This is a genomic window from Chloracidobacterium sp., assembly GCA_016715795.1.
Taxonomy (GTDB): domain Bacteria; phylum Acidobacteriota; class Blastocatellia; order Pyrinomonadales; family Pyrinomonadaceae; genus OLB17.
On record JADJXP010000001.1, the window covers coordinates 40,162 to 60,268 of the forward strand.

At 57.5% G+C, this 20,107-nt stretch carries 14 protein-coding genes and 1 pseudogene; 12 read left to right on the forward strand and 3 right to left on the reverse strand.

Features of this window, described 5'->3' with window-relative positions:
• Positions 1-26: 26 nt before the first annotated feature.
• The 5 genes from IPM59_00250 to IPM59_00270 all read left to right on the forward strand — a co-directional run bounded on the left by IPM59_00250 (position 27) and on the right by IPM59_00270 (position 5,766).
• The gene (locus IPM59_00250) at positions 27-932 is read left to right on the forward strand and encodes a GNAT family N-acetyltransferase (GenBank protein MBK9214025.1); all 906 of its coding nucleotides are present in this window, start codon (positions 27-29) and stop codon (positions 930-932) included.
• A 134-nt stretch (positions 933-1,066) separates the two neighbouring features.
• Entirely contained in the window at positions 1,067-3,565 is a 2,499-nt protein-coding gene (locus IPM59_00255; GenBank protein ID MBK9214026.1) for an EAL domain-containing protein, read from the forward strand.
• A 50-nt stretch (positions 3,566-3,615) separates the two neighbouring features.
• Positions 3,616-3,837, forward strand: coding sequence for a hypothetical protein (locus tag IPM59_00260; protein ID MBK9214027.1), 222 nt, complete (start codon positions 3,616-3,618; stop codon positions 3,835-3,837).
• Between the two features lie 2 nt (positions 3,838-3,839).
• Positions 3,840-4,397, forward strand: coding sequence for a transglycosylase SLT domain-containing protein (locus IPM59_00265; protein ID MBK9214028.1), 558 nt, complete (start codon positions 3,840-3,842; stop codon positions 4,395-4,397).
• Positions 4,398-4,455: 58 nt separating this feature from the next.
• Entirely contained in the window at positions 4,456-5,766 is a 1,311-nt protein-coding gene (locus IPM59_00270; GenBank protein MBK9214029.1) for an amidohydrolase family protein, read from the forward strand.
• On the opposite strand, the gene IPM59_00275 is transcribed toward IPM59_00270, so the two are convergent.
• The gene (locus tag IPM59_00275; GenBank protein ID MBK9214030.1) at positions 5,738-6,619 is read right to left on the reverse strand and encodes an SCO family protein; all 882 of its coding nucleotides are present in this window, start codon (positions 6,617-6,619) and stop codon (positions 5,738-5,740) included. The genes IPM59_00270 and IPM59_00275 overlap by 29 nt on opposite strands.
• 4 nt (positions 6,620-6,623) lie before the next feature.
• On the reverse strand, positions 6,624-8,969 hold the full coding sequence (locus IPM59_00280) for a transglycosylase SLT domain-containing protein (GenBank protein MBK9214031.1): 2,346 nt from the start codon (positions 8,967-8,969) through the stop codon (positions 6,624-6,626).
• Between the two features lie 57 nt (positions 8,970-9,026).
• Between IPM59_00280 and folD the strand changes: the two are divergent.
• The 7 genes and pseudogenes from folD (at position 9,027) to IPM59_00315 (ending at position 18,810) form a co-directional block, all read left to right on the forward strand.
• Positions 9,027-9,963: pseudogene (gene folD, locus IPM59_00285) on the forward strand (bifunctional methylenetetrahydrofolate dehydrogenase/methenyltetrahydrofolate cyclohydrolase FolD).
• Positions 9,960-10,265 (forward strand): nucleoside triphosphate pyrophosphohydrolase family protein, encoded by a 306-nt coding sequence (locus IPM59_00290; protein MBK9214032.1) that lies wholly within the window; start codon positions 9,960-9,962, stop codon positions 10,263-10,265. Before folD ends, IPM59_00290 begins: the two are co-directional and overlap by 4 nt.
• The gene (locus IPM59_00295) at positions 10,266-10,889 is read left to right on the forward strand and encodes a dephospho-CoA kinase (GenBank protein ID MBK9214033.1); all 624 of its coding nucleotides are present in this window, start codon (positions 10,266-10,268) and stop codon (positions 10,887-10,889) included.
• Positions 10,876-12,693 (forward strand): peptide ABC transporter substrate-binding protein, encoded by a 1,818-nt coding sequence (locus IPM59_00300; GenBank protein ID MBK9214034.1) that lies wholly within the window; start codon positions 10,876-10,878, stop codon positions 12,691-12,693. Before IPM59_00295 ends, IPM59_00300 begins: the two co-directional genes overlap by 14 nt.
• Positions 12,694-12,819: 126 nt before the next feature.
• A complete protein-coding gene (locus tag IPM59_00305) occupies positions 12,820-14,928 on the forward strand; it encodes a diguanylate cyclase (protein ID MBK9214035.1) in 2,109 nt (702 codons plus the stop codon).
• On the forward strand, positions 14,925-17,198 hold the full coding sequence (locus tag IPM59_00310; GenBank protein ID MBK9214036.1) for an ATP-binding protein: 2,274 nt from the start codon (positions 14,925-14,927) through the stop codon (positions 17,196-17,198). The genes IPM59_00305 and IPM59_00310 overlap by 4 nt, the downstream gene beginning before the upstream one ends.
• Before the next feature lie 220 nt (positions 17,199-17,418).
• Complete coding sequence (locus tag IPM59_00315) at positions 17,419-18,810, forward strand: D-alanyl-D-alanine carboxypeptidase (protein ID MBK9214037.1); 1,392 nt, start codon at positions 17,419-17,421, stop codon at positions 18,808-18,810.
• A gap of 3 nt (positions 18,811-18,813) precedes the next feature.
• Here the strand turns inward: IPM59_00315 and IPM59_00320 are convergent, their stop codons facing one another.
• Positions 18,814-19,974 carry a glycosyltransferase family 4 protein gene (locus IPM59_00320; protein ID MBK9214038.1) on the reverse strand — a complete coding sequence of 387 codons (1,161 nt, stop codon included), beginning with the start codon at positions 19,972-19,974 and terminating at the stop codon, positions 18,814-18,816.
• Positions 19,975-20,107 lie beyond the last annotated feature (133 nt).

The following is a 20,107-nucleotide window of genomic DNA, read 5'->3' on the forward strand; positions in this document are numbered from 1 at the left end:
TACCCAATACCAGAATGGAGAAGGTAATGGATCGCCAGACCACCCTACATCTGCACCCTCCGACCGAAGCCGGGATCAGTCCGTTCGCTGCCGGCCCCGACCGCGGCAAGCTGATCGAATTGGTCGACGCGGACAAAGCAGAGATGCTTGAGTTCCTCAGGGTCAGACCCGTTCACACGGTCGTGATGACCAGCTTCATCAACGACAACGGGGTCGAAAGCGAGTTGAACCGAGGCAGATTCTACGGATATCGCAATTCGACCGGAGAGCTTGAGGGCATTGCTCTGATCGGCCATTCCACGCTTGTCGAAGCTCGCACGGGTGCATCCCTTATGGCCCTTGCGGATCAGGCCCGAACGTCTGAAACGCCGATCCATCTGGTGATGTCGAGCGGCACAGACGCCTCGGCGTTCTGGCAGCATATGACAGGCGGCCTTACGAAGCCTCGGCTGACCTGCGTGGAGAGCCTGTTCGAGGCCGCTCTTCCGTTCGCAGTCCGCAAGCCGGACATGCGTCTGCGGAATGCCGACATGAGCAACCTCATCGCGGTTGCTGAGGCCCAGGCGGAAGTTGCGTTCATCGAATGCGGCGTCGACCCGATGATCAAGGACCGCGACGGTTTCCTGAAGCGAGTGGCACGCAGGATAGAGCAGAATCGCGTGTTTGTCGTCACCGCCGGCGACCAGCTTATATTCAAGGCAGATATCATTGCGGAGACCGACGACGTTATATATCTTGAGGGCATCTACGTCCATCCCGATCACCGAGGCAATGGCGTAGGCTCACAATACCTCGCCTTATTGACCGAGCACCTTCTTGATCGCGTAGATAATATCTGCCTGTTGAGCAATATCGAATTCAGATCTGCTCACCGGACGTTTGAAAAAGCAGGCTATCGGCACACGGACAACTGCGTATCGCTCTTTGTTTAGTAGAATTTAACGCTAGACAAAAATGTTTGTATTCGTCATAATATAGACGGGTAGCAAGTCTGCCCCGCCACGGACGATTCCCGCATTTTCTTTTCCGTATAACGCCTCCCGTACCGATCTCTCACTCTTACGCCATGAGCGAGCAAAAATCATCGAGCCGTTACATGATGGCCGTGATCGCTGTCGGACTAGTCTGTCTTACAGCGGCTCTGGTACGCCTTCCGCTCGAACGGCTGGATGTATATCTTCTGATCCTGAGTACCCTTACGATCCTTGTCGGGTCGCGGGTCACGATCCAGATTCCTCGATTTAGGTCCTTCATCGCGGTGTCGGACGTCTTTATTTTTCTGACACTGCTCTTATATGGCGGCGAGTTTGCGATCCTGCTTTCGGCGGTCGAGGCGTTCGCTTCGTCGTGGCGTTTCTGCAATCGAAAGATCACGGTTTTCTTTAACGCATCAGTAGTTGCCATATCCACGAACGTGGTTGTTGGTCTATTGCAGGTCACCGGCCTCAATGCACCAAACTACCTGCACGGAGAAACGGATAGTTTCACCGGCTTTGTGATCGCGTTGTCGTTGATCGCTATGACGCAGTTTGCCGTCAATACGGCGCTGGCGGCGGTTTATGATGCATTACAGAAGGCCGTGCCCCTGTGGGAAACATGGAAATCGAAATACATCTGGACCTTCTATTCGTATTTCGTCGGCGCGATCGGGGCGGGCGGTCTGATCCAGCTGTCCGACGCGGTCGGGATAGGCGCGATCTTTGCTGTTTTTCCAATCATTTTCTTCGTGTTTCTGTCCTACAGGATGTACATGAAGAATGTCGAAATATCGATCGCACAAGCGGAACAGGCCGAGAGTAATGCCAAAATACATGAGGCTCAGGCCGAGGCATTGCGCGAATCAGAGGCACGGTTTCGCAGCGCCTTCGATCATGCTCCCATAGGTATCGCATTGGTCTCACCGACCGGCCGCTGGCTGAAGGCAAATCACGCGCTGACCGAGATACTTGGCTACGAGGAAGGTGACCTGCTGGACACTGACTTTCAGTCGATCACGGTCCCGGAGGACCTCGGCATGTCGTTGGTCAAGATACATGAGCTTCTAGCCGGAAAACATGCAAACTGCCAGATGGAGCAACGCTACATTCACAAGACTGGCCGGACTGTATGGACCCAATGGAGCGCCTCTCCAGCCAGCGAAGATCTTTCCAAACAGCCCAATCTCATCTTTCAGATCCAGGACATTACGGACAAAAAACAGGCCGAGCAGAGGCTGCAGTACGATGCTACTCATGATGCTCTGACAGGACTTCCCAACCGTCAGCTCTTTATGAACAGGCTGGGTGAGGCCCTCGATCGATCGAGGCAGACAGATGCGTACCGCGTGAGTGTGCTGTTCATTGACCTTGACCGTTTCAAGTATGTGAATGACAGTCTCGGGCATCTCGTCGGTGATCAGTTGCTGCAAGAAATATCTGCCCGACTGCGCGATTGCATGAGGCCGTCTGACATGGTTGCTCGGCTCGGCGGAGATGAGTTCACGGTATTGGTCGAAGGCGGTTATGATCAGGCGGAAGTAACGCGGATCGCTGAGAGGATACAGCACAAATTTAGTATTCCGTTCAATCTGGACGGCCATGAGATATATAGTTCGGCCAGCATCGGGATCCTTAACGCATCTGACAAGCATATGAATGCCGAGGACGTTATGCGCGATGCTGACACGGCGATGTATCAGGCAAAACGCGCAGGCAAGGCGCGTCACGAGGTCTTCGATGACAATATGCACAGCGCGGCCAAGGAGATACTGCGGCTCGAGACCGATCTTCGGCGCGCTGTCGAACGCGAAGAGATATCCGTCGAGTATCAACCGATATACGACCTAAGGTCCGGTGACATCATACGCTTTGAAGCCCTTGCAAGATGGCACCACTCGGAGCTCGGGCCCATCTCGCCGAATAAGTTCATTCCGCTGGCCGAAGAGATCGGCCTGATCGATCCGCTCTGCGAGCAGGTGCTGCGACGCTCATGCCGCGATATCGGAGCCTTGTGCGTCGATGGTCGGGCATATTCGGTCAGCATGAACCTTTCGTGCCGGCAGTTTACGCAGCCCTCACTTGGCGATCGGATAAAGAAGATATTGGAAGAGACTAACTTCCGGCCGGACAAGCTTTGCCTTGAGATTACCGAATCAGTGTTCTTCGAGCACCAGGATCGAGCAGCCGAGATGATCGGACAGATGCGTCGGACAGGGATCGAGATCGACATTGATGATTTTGGCACGGGTTATTCGAACCTCGGTTACTTAACGAAGCTTCCCGTTTCTGCCCTAAAGATCGACCGATCTTTCGTTTCGATGATCGACGACAAAGGCATGAACGACGAGATCGTCGGTGCGATCATTACACTGGCCCGCAACCTGGGACTAAATGTGATAGCCGAAGGGATCGAAACGCCCGGCCAACTCCAGCGATTGACCGAACTCGGCTGCGAAGCAGGGCAGGGATTCTTGTTGGCGAGGCCGATGTGCAGCGACGCCTTGGCAACATTCCTGCAATCTGACCTTCGACCCATAACACCGGTCGAACCGTTCAGCGAGATCTCGACGATCCCATCCATTCAATAGAGACGGTTGACGAAGCCCCTGTCACAGGTGAACAATTGTTCACAGTGAGTATGTATCGCCGTCCAAAATTTCTCGAAGCCCTTCTTGATATCCGCCGTGAAATGGCGAACGAGGCCGAGCACGACGTGCATATTCTCGCTGAGATCGTCCGTTCGGATCGTCGATCCGAGAAGCCGGCCGGCACGGTTCTAAGCAAGGAAGAGGAAAGCCGGCACCTCTCAGCAGGCAAGGCTGAACCGGTAGCGGCCGACACCCTGACGCCATCGGTCTAGGTATGGTCAGATATATTATCTCGTGCCTGATCCTTCTTGCCGTGATAGCGGCCTCGGCAGCTTACTTTTTTCCGCCTTACTGGGTTCACCGCTACGACGATCTCATTTCGCGTCACGCCCGTGTCTATCGGCTGGATGAGCGCCTTGTCTGGAGCATCATCTACGAGGAAACCTATTTTCGATCATGGAAGCGTGGAGCCGCCGATGAGATCGGGTTGATGCAAGTCACCCCGACGGTCGCCCGCGAGTGGGCGCGAGGGACGGGCTTTCGTGAATATGAGCGACAGGCGACCGAGAACGTTGCCGAATTCATTGGCGACCCCGAGCGAAATATCCAGGCCGGGTGCTGGTATCTCGAACGGCTTCGTGAACCGTATCGCGGCCGTCCTGCCGAAACGGCTATGACGCTGGCCGCATATAACGCCGGCCCGAGCCGTGTCGAGGAATGGACCCGCGATACCGACGCGGCAACCGTTTCAGAAACAGATTTTGTGTCCCGCATCGGTATCGCATCGACGCAGAATTACGTGGTCTCGATACTCGCACGCTATCGCGAGTAGCGATCCGTGGGCCGCAGGCCTCCGTCACAACTTGCCTTGACTCGTATTACAATAACGTGTGCAGATCATTGCAGCCGATCACGTCATACCCATTTCCGAGCCGCCTATACGGGACGGGGCCGTGGCTTTCGACGCTGATGTTATCACCGCGGTAGGGCGGCGAGATGATATTGCCCGTCAATTTCCGTCAGCCGAGATCGAGGACTTTGGCGAAGCCGCGATCCTGCCGGGATTTATCAACTGCCATTCGCATCTTGAGATCACATCGATGCGCGGCGCACTCGATGAGGTCGAGCACGATTTCAAGGCCTGGCTTCTGAGGCTGACGGCCCTGCGCGAAGCGATGAGCGATGGCGATATCGAGGCGTCCGCGCTTGCCGGCGCTATCGAGGGAGTTCGCGCGGGCGTTACCTGTTTCGGTGACATCGGCCGTATGGGACCAGCGGGACTGAATGCACTGAAGCGGGCCGGGCTGCGCGGGATAGTCTATCAGGAAACCGAGTTCTCGCCGGACAACGCGACAGCGGCGGACGATCTCGCCAATCTTATTGCCAAATACGAAGCTCTTGCCGTAGATGCAACGGACTTGGTCACTGTTGGGCTGTCACCGCACTCGCCCTATACGGTCGGTTCTGCTTTGTTTGAGATGATCGCTCAGTTCTCGATCATCGAGCGTGTGCCGCTATCGATCCATGTGGCGGAATCGGCCCATGAGGACGAATTGCTGCGAAAGGGGACCGGTTTCTTTGCCGGCGTGTATGAGAAGTTTGGCCTTGAGTGGCAGAGCCCGCTGTGTTCGCCCGTCGAGTATCTCGAACGCCTCGGCGTGTTGGCCGCCAAGCCCTTGTTGGTCCATTGTGTGTATGCGTCCGGTCCTGATATCGAACGCATAGCCGCCAACAGGGCACGTATTGCGCACTGCCCAAGATCAAACGCGAAATTCGGTCACGGCTGGGCGCCATTCGAGGCGTTCCTCGACGCCGGCATCGCGGTAGGTATCGGCAGTGACTCGGTTGCGAGCAACAACGTCTGCGACATCCTGGGCGAATCACGCTTTGCGGCCCTCGCGGCTCGAAATCGCCCGGGCTCGGCCAGAATGATCTCCGCCCGAGAAGCCCTCGAGGCCGCAACGCTGGGTGGCGCCCGCGCCCTCGATCTCGATGCCAAGATCGGCACGCTTGAACCCGGGAAACAGGCCGACTTCGCGGTAGTATCGCTGGAACATTCCGCTCAAAGGCCCGTCAACGATATCCATGCGGCACTCGTGTTTTCCTCAAATGCACGAGATGTCATCAGGACCGTGGTGGCAGGCCGCAGCGTCGATCCGGACTCGTTATCGGTTACTTTACAGCAGTCTGAAGCTCACTGAGGAGTTCGGAGGCCGACCACTCGTTGCCGGCGAATATCTTGACGACCTTGCCATCGGGGCTGATGATCGCGGTGCGGAGGCTGTGGTTTATCTGCGTCTTGTCGTTAGCATCTGTCTCGTAGCGAAGGCCAAAGAAGTCGGCGATCTTTCGCACTTCCTCATCCTTGCCGACCGCGAGTTGCCAGATGCCAAGGCTGGTCGAACCCTTGCCCAAATAGCCTAGCCCGTAGGACCTCAGCTTCGCCGGTGTATCATTCTCCGGATCAAATGAGATCGAGAGAAGGGCGTATTTCTGTGGATCGGGCTCTTTGTTCAGAACATTCGCCACATCGCTGAAGTTCGTCGACATTCTGATGCAGTAATCAGGCAGCGGGCAACGGGCATAAATGAATGTGATCGCAAGTGCCTTGCCCTTAAAATCCTTTATCGAGATACGTTTGCCGTCCTGATTTGTGAGCACGAAGTCCGGGACCGGATTACCAATTTGGGCAAACTTGTCATTTATCGGCGGCTGGGCCTGGTCGGGGCCGGCGTGGGCGATGATCCCGATCTTCTCCAGCCAATATGGTTCTTTTGCGGTGTTATCCACAACGAGTTCGGCACGGACCTCAGCTCCGGGTCTTAGCTCATCCCATACCCAGTCTTCGTGTATCGGAAACTCCATTTCCATCGCCGGCATATAGCCCTCGATCGCTTCGTGATCGATCTTTGCCTTTTTTGCAGACCTGTCGACAGACACAACTTTGCCCTTCAGCGGATAACGCTTCTGAGAACCGCCGGACGAATTAGACTCAGGAGCTTTGCCGCATGCGGTCAACAATACAGCGGCAAGGGCGAAGGTGATATAACGCATAAAATTATCTGTCCTGAGCTGCCGGATCGCCGACTGGCTGGAGTTTGTCGTCATAGAGCATTTGATACATGCGATAGTTTGCCATCACGCGGTAAACATAGTCCTTTGTCTGCGTGAACATTATCTCTGAGACGTAACGCGACGGATCATCTGAGCGCGAGCGTGCGAGCCATCTTTTTGTATTATCGCTGCCTGCATTGTATGCTGCAACGACCGCTTCCGGCTGGCCCGGAAAAAGCCTGAAGAGGTCAGCGATGTGCTGCGAGCCAAACAGGATCGCGATCTGCGGGCTGTAAAGGTCGCCTTGCTCAAAGCCCTGCACATCAACCTCACGCTCCACCTCGGTGGCCGTTGTCGAGAGGAACTGCATTAGCCCGCGCGCGCCGGCGCCGGACAAAGCATGCGGAGCGAAGCGCGACTCCTGTCGCATTATCGACAAGACCAAGCGCGGGTCAACGCCATTCTTCTCAACTGCAGCAAGCAGATCCTTGCGATAGACGGCCGGATACTGCATCCGCAACTGGTCGCGGGGGATCAAGACCAGCGGCGTATCAGGTGGAACCTTGGCCCAAAGCGGTTCGAGGCTAAGAAGGGCCTTGTCCGCCCGATCGCCCCGCACGAAGACCTCCGCGCTGGCTGGGTCGCCTGATTTGGCCGCCAGCCTGACGGCCGCGTCCGAATAGGCCCCGACACGTACCAGCGCCTCGACAGTCTTGTCCGCGAAGGCCTCCTTGGGCTTGACCGGCGTCGTAAACGGAGATCTCGCCGGTAACTTGAACGACGTCCTCAGCGCAACAAGCGCCTTCTCGCGTGTCTCATTGTCGGCTGCCATTCGATACAGGGCCGCAGCCTTTTTTCGTCGGGCCTCAATGTCCTTCTCCTGAAGACCGGCGACAAGCATTTTGATCTTTTCGCCCGCGGCGGCCCTTGACGCCTCAGCGGAATACATCGCACCGAGCCGCTGCGTGGCGCGCCAGCCGTGGTATTCGTCACGGCCGTCCGGTATCGAGAGGTAGGCGTCGATAGCCTCTCCGTAACGGCTGAGTTTCTCGAGAATAACGCCACGCAGGAAAGTGATCTCTTCCGCGTTCGTCCCGCCGGGGAGCGATGTCCCGCCAAGATCACGCATCACAGCAAGGCTGTCGAGCGTCGCGAGGGCGTCTTGCCATTCCTCTCGACTGACATGGATTCGGGCCTTGGAGAACACGGCGACAGCCTCGGCAGCATTGCCGCGAAACGCCGTTGCCGTGCGTTCGCACCAATTGAGCGCTGACGTATCGTTGGCATCGTCCCTGAGCAGGTCGACCGGGTTCAGGTAGGCGCGGTCGAGCGATGCGTCTGACGGATACTTATCGATAAAACTCTGGTAACGGGCCAGCGACTCCTTGACCTTGCCGATCCGGGAATACGCCCCGGCAAGCCTCAGGAGGGCATCCTTGGCCTCAGGGCTGTTACCGTTTCGCTCCAGCAAACGCTCATACCATTTGACGGCCTCGCCATAGTCACCGGCCTGGCCGTAGCCCCGGCCGATATTGAGATATGCCTCCGCGGCGGATGCGGGATCGATGCCTGCCAATGCTTCAAAATGACGTCTGGCGGGCGTCAGGTCGCGGTGAAACTGGTATATGTTTGCGCGGCGGCGGTGTTCTTCGGGTGTAAGCTGCGTCGCGGTGCCGGCGGTCGCCTGGTCGAGGGCCCTGACGGCGTCATACGAGCTATCATCGGGCGTTTGCGGTGGGGGATCGTCGTCGATCAGACCGGTGAACAGCCGAACGGCATCGTCTGCTCTGCCAAGGCCAACATAGGCCTTGGCCAACAGCAGCGTTCGCTTGCGATTCACGCTCCCATATGTGCCGTCGGCCATGGACGTCGCTGCACCTGAAGTAAGGAGCCTGGAGGCTGACGCCGGATCGCTTCGTTCCAAAGAGTTCTCCGCGAGCCGATCTAACGACGCGCGGGCCAACTCCGTGTCGGGCCCTATGGTCCTGAGTTGTTCAAGATAGATACGTTCGAGAAGGAGATTGCCGCTCGAACGCGCGATCCGCGAAGATCGAGCCAAGGCAAACCCGTCCAGGCCCTTGCCAAGCCCGGCCTCACGATGGAACCATGCGATGGCACGGGCCGGCTGGCCGGCAAGGTCCGAGAGATGTGCTAAACGATAACCGCTATTGCCTGAATCAAATCGGGCAGTGTCCTCACGAAAGGCGTCGCGCAGATGCGTTATCATATCCTCGCCATTCGGCGCGCTTATCGACTGTTCGTTGGGCCGTTGCAGCTCTTCCCTCGGCTGCGGGGCCGCGTTCAGCGCGAGCAGGGCGGCGAGAAGCAGCGAGGCCAGGAAGCGATACATCAATCGGATTTTAACAAACTCGTCCGTGTTACGGTAAAATCGGCTCAGAAGACATATATGCCTGCCAGAATTCTCAGTGGAAAGACGATCGCCGAAGCCATTAAGTCTGAGGTGGCGGCGGCGGCCGCCGACCTCCGCGAGGTGCACAATGTTACACCATGCCTCGCGGTGGTCCGCGTTGGTGACGATCCGGCTTCGGCCGTCTATGTTGGCAGCAAGGTCCGCACGACTGAGGAGCTCGGCATGGCCTCGGAGCATCGGCATTTCGCGACGGATACGACATCGGAAGAGATATTAGCCGTCGTTGATGAACTGAATTCGAGGAACGATGTTGACGGCATCCTGGTGCAGCTTCCGCTGCCGAAGCATATTGACGAACGTGTGATCCTTGAGAGGATCGATCCGCTGAAGGACGTTGACGGATTTCACCCTATCAATTCGGGCCGGCTGATGCAGGGCCGCGAATCGCTAGTGCCCTGCACTCCGGCCGGGGTTATCGAGATACTGAAGCGGTCGGAAATCGAGATCGCCGGCAAGCACGCGGTCGTCGTCGGCCGCAGCAATATCGTCGGCAAGCCGATGGCGATGCTTCTGCTGCAGGAGAATGCCACCGTCACGATCTGCCATTCGCGAACACGCGATCTGCCCGCTGTCACGCAGCAGGCTGATATCCTCGTCGCCTGCCATCGGGCGTGCCGGGTTCATTCGCGGCGAGCATATCGGCGAGGGAGCAGCCGTGATCGACGTTGGCATCAACAGCGTGTCGGACATTACGGAAGCGCGGACATTGTTTTCAGACGATGAGATCGAGAAACGGCTTGCGGCCATCGAAAAGCGCGGATCGACGCTCGTCGGCGATGTAAATCCGCGCGAAGCGGCCGAAAAGGCCGGAAGCCTGACGCCTGTTCCCGGCGGCGTCGGCCTGTTGACCGTGGCTATGTTGATGAAGAACACCATCACGGCCGCGAAATTGAGGCGAGGGATCCAGCTATGAACTTTGCAGAATATCAGTCTGAGGCCAGCCAGACGGCCCATTATCCCCAACGCATGTCGAATCTCGAATACCCGACGCTTGGCCTTGCAGGCGAGGCCGGCGAGGTCGCGAATGTCGTCAAAAAGATACAGCGCGATCACGCCGGGATCATCAATGACGAGATCCGAGGGCGGCTCAAGGACGAACTCGGCGATGTCCTATGGTACATCTCGGCATGTGCCGATGAACTCGGCCTGACGCTCGAGGAGATCGCCCAATTCAATGTCAACAAACTCGCAAAGCGTCATAACAGGGCGGCTTAGGTGCTCAAGCTCGGTCTCACAGGCTCGATCGCGGTCGGCAAATCGTTTGTCGTCACGGTCATGCGCGAGCTCGGGTGCCATACGCTTGATGCCGACCAGACAGCTCGCGAGGTTGTCGCAAAAGGGACGGACGGGCTTGCCGAGATCGTCTCGCTGTTTGGCAAAGAAGTCTTGACCGATTCGGGCGAGCTTGATCGCAAACGCGTCGGCTCGATTGTGTTTGCCGATGAGGAAAAGCGCGAGTTGCTCAATTCGATCGTGCACCCGCGCGTTCTCGCCGTTCAGGACAAATGGTTGAGCCGCGTAACGCGCGACGATCCCGATGGCATTGCGGTCGTTGATGCGGCCCTCATGATCGAATCGGGCGGCTATCGGCGATTCGACCGAATAATTGTTGTGTGGTGTTTGCCTGAGATACAATTACAACGACTGGTGATGCGCGATGGGCTAAGCGAGGCGGACGCCAAGCGACGGATCGCCGCCCAGATGCCACAGGAAGAAAAGAAGCTCTTTGCCGACTATCTGATCGACACGTCAAAGGGCTTTGACGAGACCCGCCGACAGACGGTGGCCCTGGTGCGGCGGCTGCGCGACGCTAAAGAGGGAGAGAATGTTCGCCCCTGAGAATATCCGACCCATTCTGACACGGTTCGCTGTCCTTGTTGCCGCCTGCCTGCTCGCGGCCTCCTGTTCCGAGATACAACGACCGAAACCCGAACAGTATTATGGTGCGGCTGCTCCGGCGCCTGCAAAGCAGGAGTTTCGCTGGAGTAATGGCAAGGTTCCGCGCAGTCTCGATCCGGCCCGAGCGGCAGCGGCACCGGAAACAGATCTCGTCCGTGCGGTTTACGAGGGGCTGACAGAACTTGACGGACGAACACTCGATGCCAGGCCGGCACTTGCTGAGAAATGGACGGCAAGTGACGAGAACCGCGTTTGGACCTTTGAACTTCGCAAGAATGCTCGCTGGACGAATGGAAAACGCGTGACGGCCGGCGACATCGCAGCGTCGTGGCAGAGAGTGCTCAAGCTGGGCGAGAAGGCACCTCAGAGAGAGCTTTTCCAGAACATTGTCGGCACCAATATCGGCACTGGTGAGGTATTGAGGACGACCGATTTTGATGCGGCCCAGACGCCTGTGCCCTTACCGCCAGTCAGTTCTCAGCCGCGCACGACGACGGCGGTAAAGCCGGAGCCGACTCCAACGCCGGGCAAGCCCGCAGCCGTCGTTAAGCCCGTCTTGTTCGGTGCAGAGGCTGTCGACGATACAACCCTCAAGGTTACTCTCAAGCTGCCGGACAAGGACTTGCCCAAGCTCGTGGCGAGTACCGCATTTCGGCCCGTCTACGGCAGCGGTGAGCATTTTGAGACCGAGGCGATCAATAACGGTATCGTCACTAACGGTCCGTTTCGGGTAGCTCTCGTGAATAAGGATGGCGTTACGCTTGAGAGATCGGACACGTACTGGAATAAAGAGGCTGTCCACCTTGATGGTGTTCGATTTGTGGCAAAAGAAACGGCGGAATCTGCTCTGGATGCCTATCGGCATGGTGAGCTCGATGCGGTGACCAATGCTGAGCTCGAGCCCCTTGCCCTGAAGCTGCTGGCGCCATACGAGGATTTTCGCCAGGTGCGGCACAGCGCGATCAACCTTTACGAGGTTAACCTCAAGAATGCGCCGTTTTCCGATCGGCGAGTGCGCGAGGCCCTCGCTATCGCAATAGACCGCGGAAAACTCATCGACAGCGAACTCGAGGGTGCCACCGAACCGGCCAACACACTGCTGCCGCTTGGCCCTGATGAGAGGAATGCGCTGATATTCGACGCGGAAAGGGCGCGCAGCCTGCTGGAAACCGCAGGCTTCCCCAACGGTGTGGAATTCCCGGCGATCCGACTTGTCGTTAACCGAAATGATATGCAGCAGCGTGTTGCCCGCACCATTGCCCAGATGTGGAAACAGCACCTGAACATAGAGACCCAGATAGCCGTAACGGAGACGGCGGCGATGACAGCCGCACGCACCGAGGGCCGATATGACCTGATCAGACGTGGCGTCGTGCTCCCGACGGCGGACGAACTTGCCGGCCTGACATCCATTTTAGGTTCGGTGGAACGCCGAAAGGATCCGGCGCCGGTCACAGGGCCGGAGCAGGCGGGGCCTGCCTCTGATGCGTCATCGATAAGCGGGCCGGCCGCTGCTGACAACGAGATCGTTGCGGATATTCCTCGATCTGATGGCCCTGTTAAATTGATCACCGCGACCGAGGCTATGTATGATCTGACAGTGATCCCGTTGTATTTTCCAGTCTCTTACGCGCTCGTCAAGCCCTATGTACACGGCTTTGAACTGAACGGCCTGGATGCATTTTCGCTCGCTGACGTCAGCATTGACAGCGATTGGAAACCGGATGCCCGAAATGGGCATTGACCTCGACGAAATATTGAAAATCGCCCACAATTGACCGTTTAACTCACTAAACTCAGGATAACTGCGGCGGCGCCCTTCGGGCTGCGATCGGCCGATTTGTTTGATCTGGGCCTTAAAATTGCTGCCTTGAGCGAGATCACCAACGAGAACGAACTCGAACGTCTTGCCGTGGATAACGGCGTGGCTATTGTCGTCGTGGACGCGAGCGGACGCCAGATCATCTCGGCCAATGACAATTCGATCTGCCGAGTTCTCAATCCCGATGGCAAGCTGATCGGCAAGTGTCGCGACTTTTGCGGAACGGCGCTTGAGGAGACGCTAGCCGTGGGCGGACCGGTCACCTACACCTGTCATGCCGGCCTTGAATGCGCCGCGATCCCGCCCGCGGATCCGGAACGGCCTCTTGTGACGATCGCCGGACGCGCGTTTGTCGAAAGTGACAGATATCGTCGCGCAACGATGCGAGCAGTCGACGGCGACTGGAGCGAATATTCGCCGGCGGACCTGTTCGAGAACATCCTGCTGGCCTCGTCACAAGAGGAGATCAAGGAAACGGCCCGTCAAGCGGCCCAATTGGTTGAGCGTCGGATACCGAACGAACAGCCCCGATCCGTGGAAGCATCACAACGCATCGAGAGCATCGTCGAGCGTTTCAATCGCGAGGTCGGGCTGCGCCCCGGGCAAACTCCGCCGAGCTCCGTGACGGCTCCCGAACCGGAGAAAAAACGGCAGAAACATCCCGCCTCGGCGGTGATTGAGGCCGGCGAGTGGCGTTCGTTCTTTGGCTCGCTCCTAAAATTGGATTATTCGGGTGGCATCGATGCTGTGCTGAGTTTCCTTGCTCGGCGATATGGCTTTTCGTCGATGCTCTGGCTTGACAACCGTGACGGCCGACTTGAAACGATATCTGCTTACGGCGAGATGCTCGACCGGCGCGTGCGGCTTGGCATCGGTTCCGATGATGCGCGACTACTTGCAGCGATACGCGACGAAAGACCGCTCGAACTCGGTGAGAGGCCAAAGCAGGGCGGCCCGGCGGCCCGCTTGATGAACCTATTTCCGATCTCCGTCGGTGACGAGATCCTGGCCGCGGCCGCGGTGCTCGATCCGATCGCAGATGAGAGCATCAAGAAGCAGATCGGGAGGATATTCCGCACGCTCGCTCCGCACCTGGAGATCCTTCGATTGCGGAGCGACGTAGCATTTCGCGAGCGGCTCACCGCAGGCGAACGCCGTTTCTCAGCGAGCCTGCGCCGTCTTGATGCGCAGAACGTATGGCACGAACTGACGAGGAGCGCAGCCGAGATGCTCGGCGCAGAGCGTGCATCTCTCCTCATCTTTGATCCAAAGGCTGATGGACTCAAACTCAGGTCGATCATCGGTGCGCGAGAGCAGCCGGACCCGAACGAAGAGGCCGGGGCCCGCGTTGCGACGGTTGTATTCTCGCTCGGCGAGCCCGTGGTCGTGACGGACGTTGAGCGGACCTCGCTCGGCCCAGTTCCTGAACGAGGTTATAGAACGTCGTCGTTCCTGAGCTATCCGATCGCCGTCGGCGGCCGGCTGCTCGGGGTAATGAATTTTACCGACAGGGCCACCGGCCAGCCTTTCGATGAGGAATCCGTCGAGTTGTTTCACGCGATCGCGCCGCAGATCGGCGTTGCTGTCGATAGGGCCCTGCTGCAGGAGATGGCAGGCGAGTTTGAACAGCTTTCGGTAACCGACCCTCTTACAGACATGCTCAACAGACGCTACATCGAGGAACGCCTTACTGAAGAGGTCAAGCGTTCGAACCGTCACGGTTTTCCGATGAGCTTTATGATGCTCGACGTCGATGATTTCAAGGGCTATAACGACTCGTTCGGCCATCCGGCCGGCGATGATGCCCTTAAGCTCGTCGCTCAGGTAATTCGCGATACGGTTAGGGCCGCCGATGTTGCCGCTCGTTTTGGTGGAGAAGAATTCTCGATCCTGTTGCCGCAGACGAACGACGAGGAGGCCGCTGCCATTGCGGAACGCATTCGTTACAATGTCGAACACACCGAGTTTCCGCATCGTCGCGTCACATTGAGCATAGGGATCGCAAGCTGCTCAGCGGAGCTTTGCTCGTCGGTCGATCTGGTGTCGGCAGCCGACAAGGCCCTCTATCAGGCGAAGGAAGCGGGGCGCAATCAAGTGAAGATATTTCGGACATCAAACGGCCTGCAGAACGGCGTGAGGGAGAAGACACACGGATGAGACCAGAAAGGCCGATCCCGATCCTTGCTGGGTGCCCGACGGATATGTTCGTCGGCCGCAGTGACGAACTCGAGCATATCGATGGACACATCTCGCGAACCGCCGGCGATGCGTGTCTGCCATTGTTGGCCGCGCCGGGTGCCGGCGTGTCTGAACTGCTCCGTCAGGCCTACGACCGTGCCTTTTTTGACGGATCGGGGCCGATCCCGTTCTATTTTGAGATTACCGATAGCGATCGAACGGTGCGGGCGATGGCCACCCGATTTCTTCAGGAATTCCTGCGCCAGACCGTAGCCTTTCGGCGGCGCGACCCGGCGATAATCACGGCCTCGCCTGACATGTGTGAGGTTACTGAACTTGCGGTCCCGGCTGACGGCTACTGGATCGACCGACTTGCAGAGACGTGTGAGGGTGGCCTTACGGATGACCGGTCCTTTATCCGCAATTGCCTAAGTGCACCTATCAGGGCAGCGCGACACGGGGCGATCAGCTTCGTAATGATCGACCGTATTCATCGGTTAGCGAGTATGGACGGCGGCGAAGCGGTCATCAGCGAACTGAGGGATATCTATTCGCGAGCCCGCATCCGATCGGTCCTGGCGGGACACAGGCGTTTTGTCTTTGAACGCTTCCCGTTCCCATCGCTGCAGGCAGAGCCGCTGGCGTATGATCACGCGGCCGCACTGGTCGAGAAGCTAGCTCAGAAAAATGGGATCAAGCTGACTGACGCGTCTCGCGATCTCATCGCAGTTGAACTGGATGGCGTGCCGGGGCACATTCATCGCCTGTTTGCGACTGCGGCCGAACGCGGGGCCGACCTCGATACGTTTGAGAGCGTCCAGCAGATCTACGTCGATGAGATATTCGGCGGGCGAATTGCCACCGGTTATGGACACTTGTTCGACAGGATAATTCCGGATAACGTCGTACAGGCAAGGGTGATCCGTGTGCTTGATGAGGCCGCACTCCAGCCTGAAGCACGTGTTTCGCTCGCATACTTCCAAAAGCACGCAGGCATCGAAAAGGCCGGTTTGGACGCCCTGCATCAGCATGAGATCGTCGATGTCGAGGGCCTGAGCGTCAGATTCGAAACGACCAACGCGGTCCTCGCAGACTATGTTCGCGCTCGGGCCCGGCTCGAAGGCGGTGAGTCACGCGCACTCGTCGTCGGAGAAGCGTTGACAACTGCGATAAAGCAGGCACCGGCTAAGATGGCGAGAGTGTATCGGCGTGACGCAGCTATTGGTGTTGCCGACCTGCTCGATAGCTTTAACAGCCAGATGGTGACGCTCGCTTTGTTTGACTATGGACGATACAAGGCCGAGTTCAAAGGTGCGGGCGATGACAAGATCGTCAAGGCGCTTCGTGAAGATAATGACAAGGTTGCCCTGCCGCGCATAGTTTATGTAACTACCGTCGAGGCGGTCTATCCGATGTTCGCTGCCATAGCCGAACCTGAGCGGGCCGCGGTCGGTATCGGACTAGAGAACGATGGCCGGGAGATCGCCGTCCTCGCCGCCGAGATCGATTCAAAGCTCGAAGCAAAACTTGATGTCGCCGAATATTGGTGTGACCGCCTCGAAGCGGCAGCCATCCACAGCAATTTTGCGAATTTCAAGATATGGCTCATCGCGCCGGAGGGCTTTGACGCAGCGGCGATCGAAATGCTGAGGCGGCGAGGTTTTTACGGCTCCAGCCGAAAGCAAGCGGCCCTGCTCGCGGAATTTTTGAATACTGAGGTCGCGGCCAAACCGGTTACCGTCCCTGATCTCGAGCCGATGCCGATGCCGGAGCCGCCTCCGACAATATCGCCGACGCCCGAACCTCTCGTCGAAGACCGAACTATTCCTTCGGGGGCATCCGAAATATCCGGCGTCGAGCGCCGTGAGATGACCATCTCGATGGATGGCGATACGGAGATGGTGGCTGCTCGTGCTGTGGAAGACCTCGCACGACAGCACGGCGTACCCCAGAAAGCGATCAATCAGGTAAAGACTGCCCTGGTCGAGGCTTGCATCAATGCATCCGAGCACAGCCTAAGCCCTGACCGAAAGATCGATCTGACATTTGCTGTCGGTAATGGCCGGATCGAGGTGACCGTGACCAATCGCGGCCTACGGCTCGCAGATACTCAGGCGGCCGCGGCAAATGACGACGACCGTCGCGGATGGGGCCTCAAGCTCATGCGTTCGCTGATGGATGACGTCAGGATAGAGCCGACTGACGACGGGACCCGCATCGTCATGGCAAAGTCATTTGTCCCTGAATGATCACTACCGCAAATAAAACTCTTTCCGTCGTGCAAAATTTGTGCTATAACAATATCGAATCGCTCCTATAAGCAATGGCGATTCCAGGCATCCTGATCGGCCGAACCACGATCAAAATGCTGTCGGTTCAAAAGGCGGAACAAGATGGCCGAAAATCTGGTATATTAGTAAGATCATTGCCGCTATCGGCAATGGCCCGCCCTAAAGGAAACCAGCACCCATGACGAGAGCCTTCGAGACAATAAGATATCTGCTTGTCACCGCGATCCTGCTTGCGCCCTGCATTGCAAGTGCTCAGGAGCGTCCGCCGCTGCTGCAGGATATTCAGGTCAGGAAGGAAACTTCGGGGCCGCAGGCTTCGGCAACGCCATATGTCAAAAAGACCGGCAGTGCCGTGCCCATTCCAATGCCGGGCAGCAGCATTCGCACGGCATTCCCTGCCCTTGCCGAGGTTCAGATACCTGGTTATTCCGGCGTCCTCGTCGAATCGCTGGACGGTGGTGTGGTCATTGAGAGCAATGCGGCACTTGCCTTTAACCCTGCGTCGAACGTCAAGATCGCGACCGCCTATGCCGTTCTAAAGACGTTTGGACCGGAATTTCGATTTATTACGAACGTTTACACCGACGGCGTGATCGACCGCCAGACAGGAACGCTCAACGGCAACCTCTACGTTTCGGGCAAGGACCCCGTATTTGGCTACCAGCACGCCGTCACGCTGGCACACGAACTCAATAAAATGGGCATTCTCACCGTTGCCGGTGATCTGATCGTGACGGACAATTTCGCGATGAACTACTCGGCGTCGCCCCAGACTTCGGCACAGGCCTTGTATGCGACGATGGAGGCCTCGGCACGCACGCCCGCAGCGACCAAGGTCTGGCTGAATCACCTTTCGTATTCAGGTAAGTTTGCCCAGGTCCGCGGCGTGCCGAGCGTGACTTTTGGCGGGGCCGCATACGTCCAGCCGATCGCGAGCAACCTGACGCATCTCTTCACGCACGAGTCGGCGCCGATCCGCGAGATCCTAAAGGCCACGCTCTGCTATTCGAATAACTTCCTTTCTGAGCGGCTGGGTGATCTTGTCGGCGGCCCGTTTGCAGTTGCGCGGCTTGTTCACCTGAACGCAGGCGTGCCGGCGGAGGAATTTTCGCTTGCGACCTCCAGCGGGCTGGGCCACAATCGCGTTACACCCAACGCGATGATGAAACTGCTCCGTGCGCTTCGCAAGGACCTTGCCTGGTACAAGATGACCTTTGCCGATATCATGCCGGTCGCGGGCGTTGACGTGGGAACGCTCGAGGAACGGTTTGATGGCGATTTCTCGCGCGGCAGCGTCGTCGGCAAGACCGGCACAATGGCCAACACCGACGGCGGGGTCAGCGCCCTCGCTGGCGAGGTCAATACGCGTAACGGCCGGCTGTTGTTCGTCATCTTCAACCAGCGCGGCAGCGTTCCGCGATTCCGTGCTTTTCAGAATTCCTTTGTCTCGCTTGTTCAGGGCCAATTCGGCGGTGCCGTCTCGATGGCTTACAAAGCGATGCCCCTCGAAACGCGCCTCGCCCGTTCTCGCGTGAGCTACCCGAACGCCCGCCGCAGGAACGAGGAATAACCCCTAGTCTGTTAGCTTTCGATAGAGTTGTACAAGTTGATCTCCGCAGCGTCGCCACGTAAATTCTGCAGCGCGCGAGCGGGCCGCATCAGCATCAAAATCGGCATTGAGCGCGGCATCAATGCCCTCCGCCATTGACTCGATCGAGAATGGATCGGCCTCTACGGCCGTTCCGCCCGCGATCTCAGGCGCAGCCCCACGGTTACCAATTAGAACAGGCAGGCCATAGGACATCGCCTCTAAAATGGGCCGTCCAAAACCTTCGTAATAAGTGGGAAAGACAAAGGCCGCGGCGTTACGATACAGCGCGGCAAGCCTCGTTTGGCTTACGGAGTCCGTTAATACCACCGACGAACCGAGTTGTTCGCCGCACGCACGTATCTGTTCGCTTCCCATCGACATCGGCCCCACAAGCACAAGCTTTAGGCCACGCCGAGCTTGTGATCGCTCAAAGGCCCGGATCAAACCCAACAGGTTCTTTCGGATCGAGATCACACCTACAAAAAGCAGATACCCCTGCGGTCGAAGCCCCGATTCGGCGATCGCATCCTTATCTTGCTCGGTCTCTACGGCCGGAGGTTCAATGCCCTGATAAACGACGCTGACTCTCGAAGGCTCTACCGACAGCAGGCTCGACAGGTCTCTTTTCGTCGTTTCGCTCACCGCGATAATGTGGTCGGCCTTGTCACACATTCGCTCTAGCACACGGTGTTGTTTCTCGCGAAACGCTGCGCTTGTGAATCCCGGAATGTCGTTCTCCGGCAGAAAGATCGCAACGTCATGTACCGTCGCAATATTTATCTTTCGCGGCTTGTAGAGGAACTTATTGTCGGTCGAATGAGTGATAACCGCCTCACCGACCCGTGCCAGTGACGGATGCAAGTATGCAGTCGAGCCGGAGACAACGGCGGAGTGTAACTCGGACCTTTTGAAGGGCTTGGTAACGTGAAACGCTCGAACAGAGACTTCGTCAGGCCGGCGCGAAAGCTCTGCAAAAATGCCCTCAGTATAAAGCTGCACACCCGACCGCACGCGCGAGGCCAACGCCGACACGTCAAGGGCTATCGGTATCGGCCCTTTCATGCTGTCCGCCTGAGCAGAGATCTCGACCATCAGCTTATCAAGCTCATAAACAAAGCGATCTTTGTTACGTTGAATAATCACCGATATGACCGCTCATGTCCATTCACCATTTGCTGAATGAACATTCATTCAGTTATAATTTCTTCGTTTCCAGCCACCTCATTGCTGGATGGATCATTTATGACAAATACCGGAAATGCAGCAGCGCTAAAGG

Coding starts and splice junctions, on each gene's coding strand:
- IPM59_00275 (MBK9214030.1), bottom strand. CDS start 6,619: ATGCGTTATATCACCTTCGCCCTTGCCGCTGTATTGTTGACCGCATGC.
- IPM59_00290 (MBK9214032.1), top strand. CDS start 9,960: ATGAACTTTGCAGAATATCAGTCTGAGGCCAGCCAGACGGCCCATTAT.
- IPM59_00310 (MBK9214036.1), top strand. CDS start 14,925: ATGAGACCAGAAAGGCCGATCCCGATCCTTGCTGGGTGCCCGACGGAT.
- IPM59_00315 (MBK9214037.1), top strand. CDS start 17,419: ATGACGAGAGCCTTCGAGACAATAAGATATCTGCTTGTCACCGCGATC.
- IPM59_00250 (MBK9214025.1), top strand. CDS start 27: ATGGATCGCCAGACCACCCTACATCTGCACCCTCCGACCGAAGCCGGG.
- IPM59_00255 (MBK9214026.1), top strand. CDS start 1,067: ATGAGCGAGCAAAAATCATCGAGCCGTTACATGATGGCCGTGATCGCT.
- IPM59_00265 (MBK9214028.1), top strand. CDS start 3,840: ATGGTCAGATATATTATCTCGTGCCTGATCCTTCTTGCCGTGATAGCG.
- IPM59_00280 (MBK9214031.1), bottom strand. CDS start 8,969: ATGTATCGCTTCCTGGCCTCGCTGCTTCTCGCCGCCCTGCTCGCGCTG.
- IPM59_00300 (MBK9214034.1), top strand. CDS start 10,876: ATGTTCGCCCCTGAGAATATCCGACCCATTCTGACACGGTTCGCTGTC.
- IPM59_00260 (MBK9214027.1), top strand. CDS start 3,616: ATGTATCGCCGTCCAAAATTTCTCGAAGCCCTTCTTGATATCCGCCGT.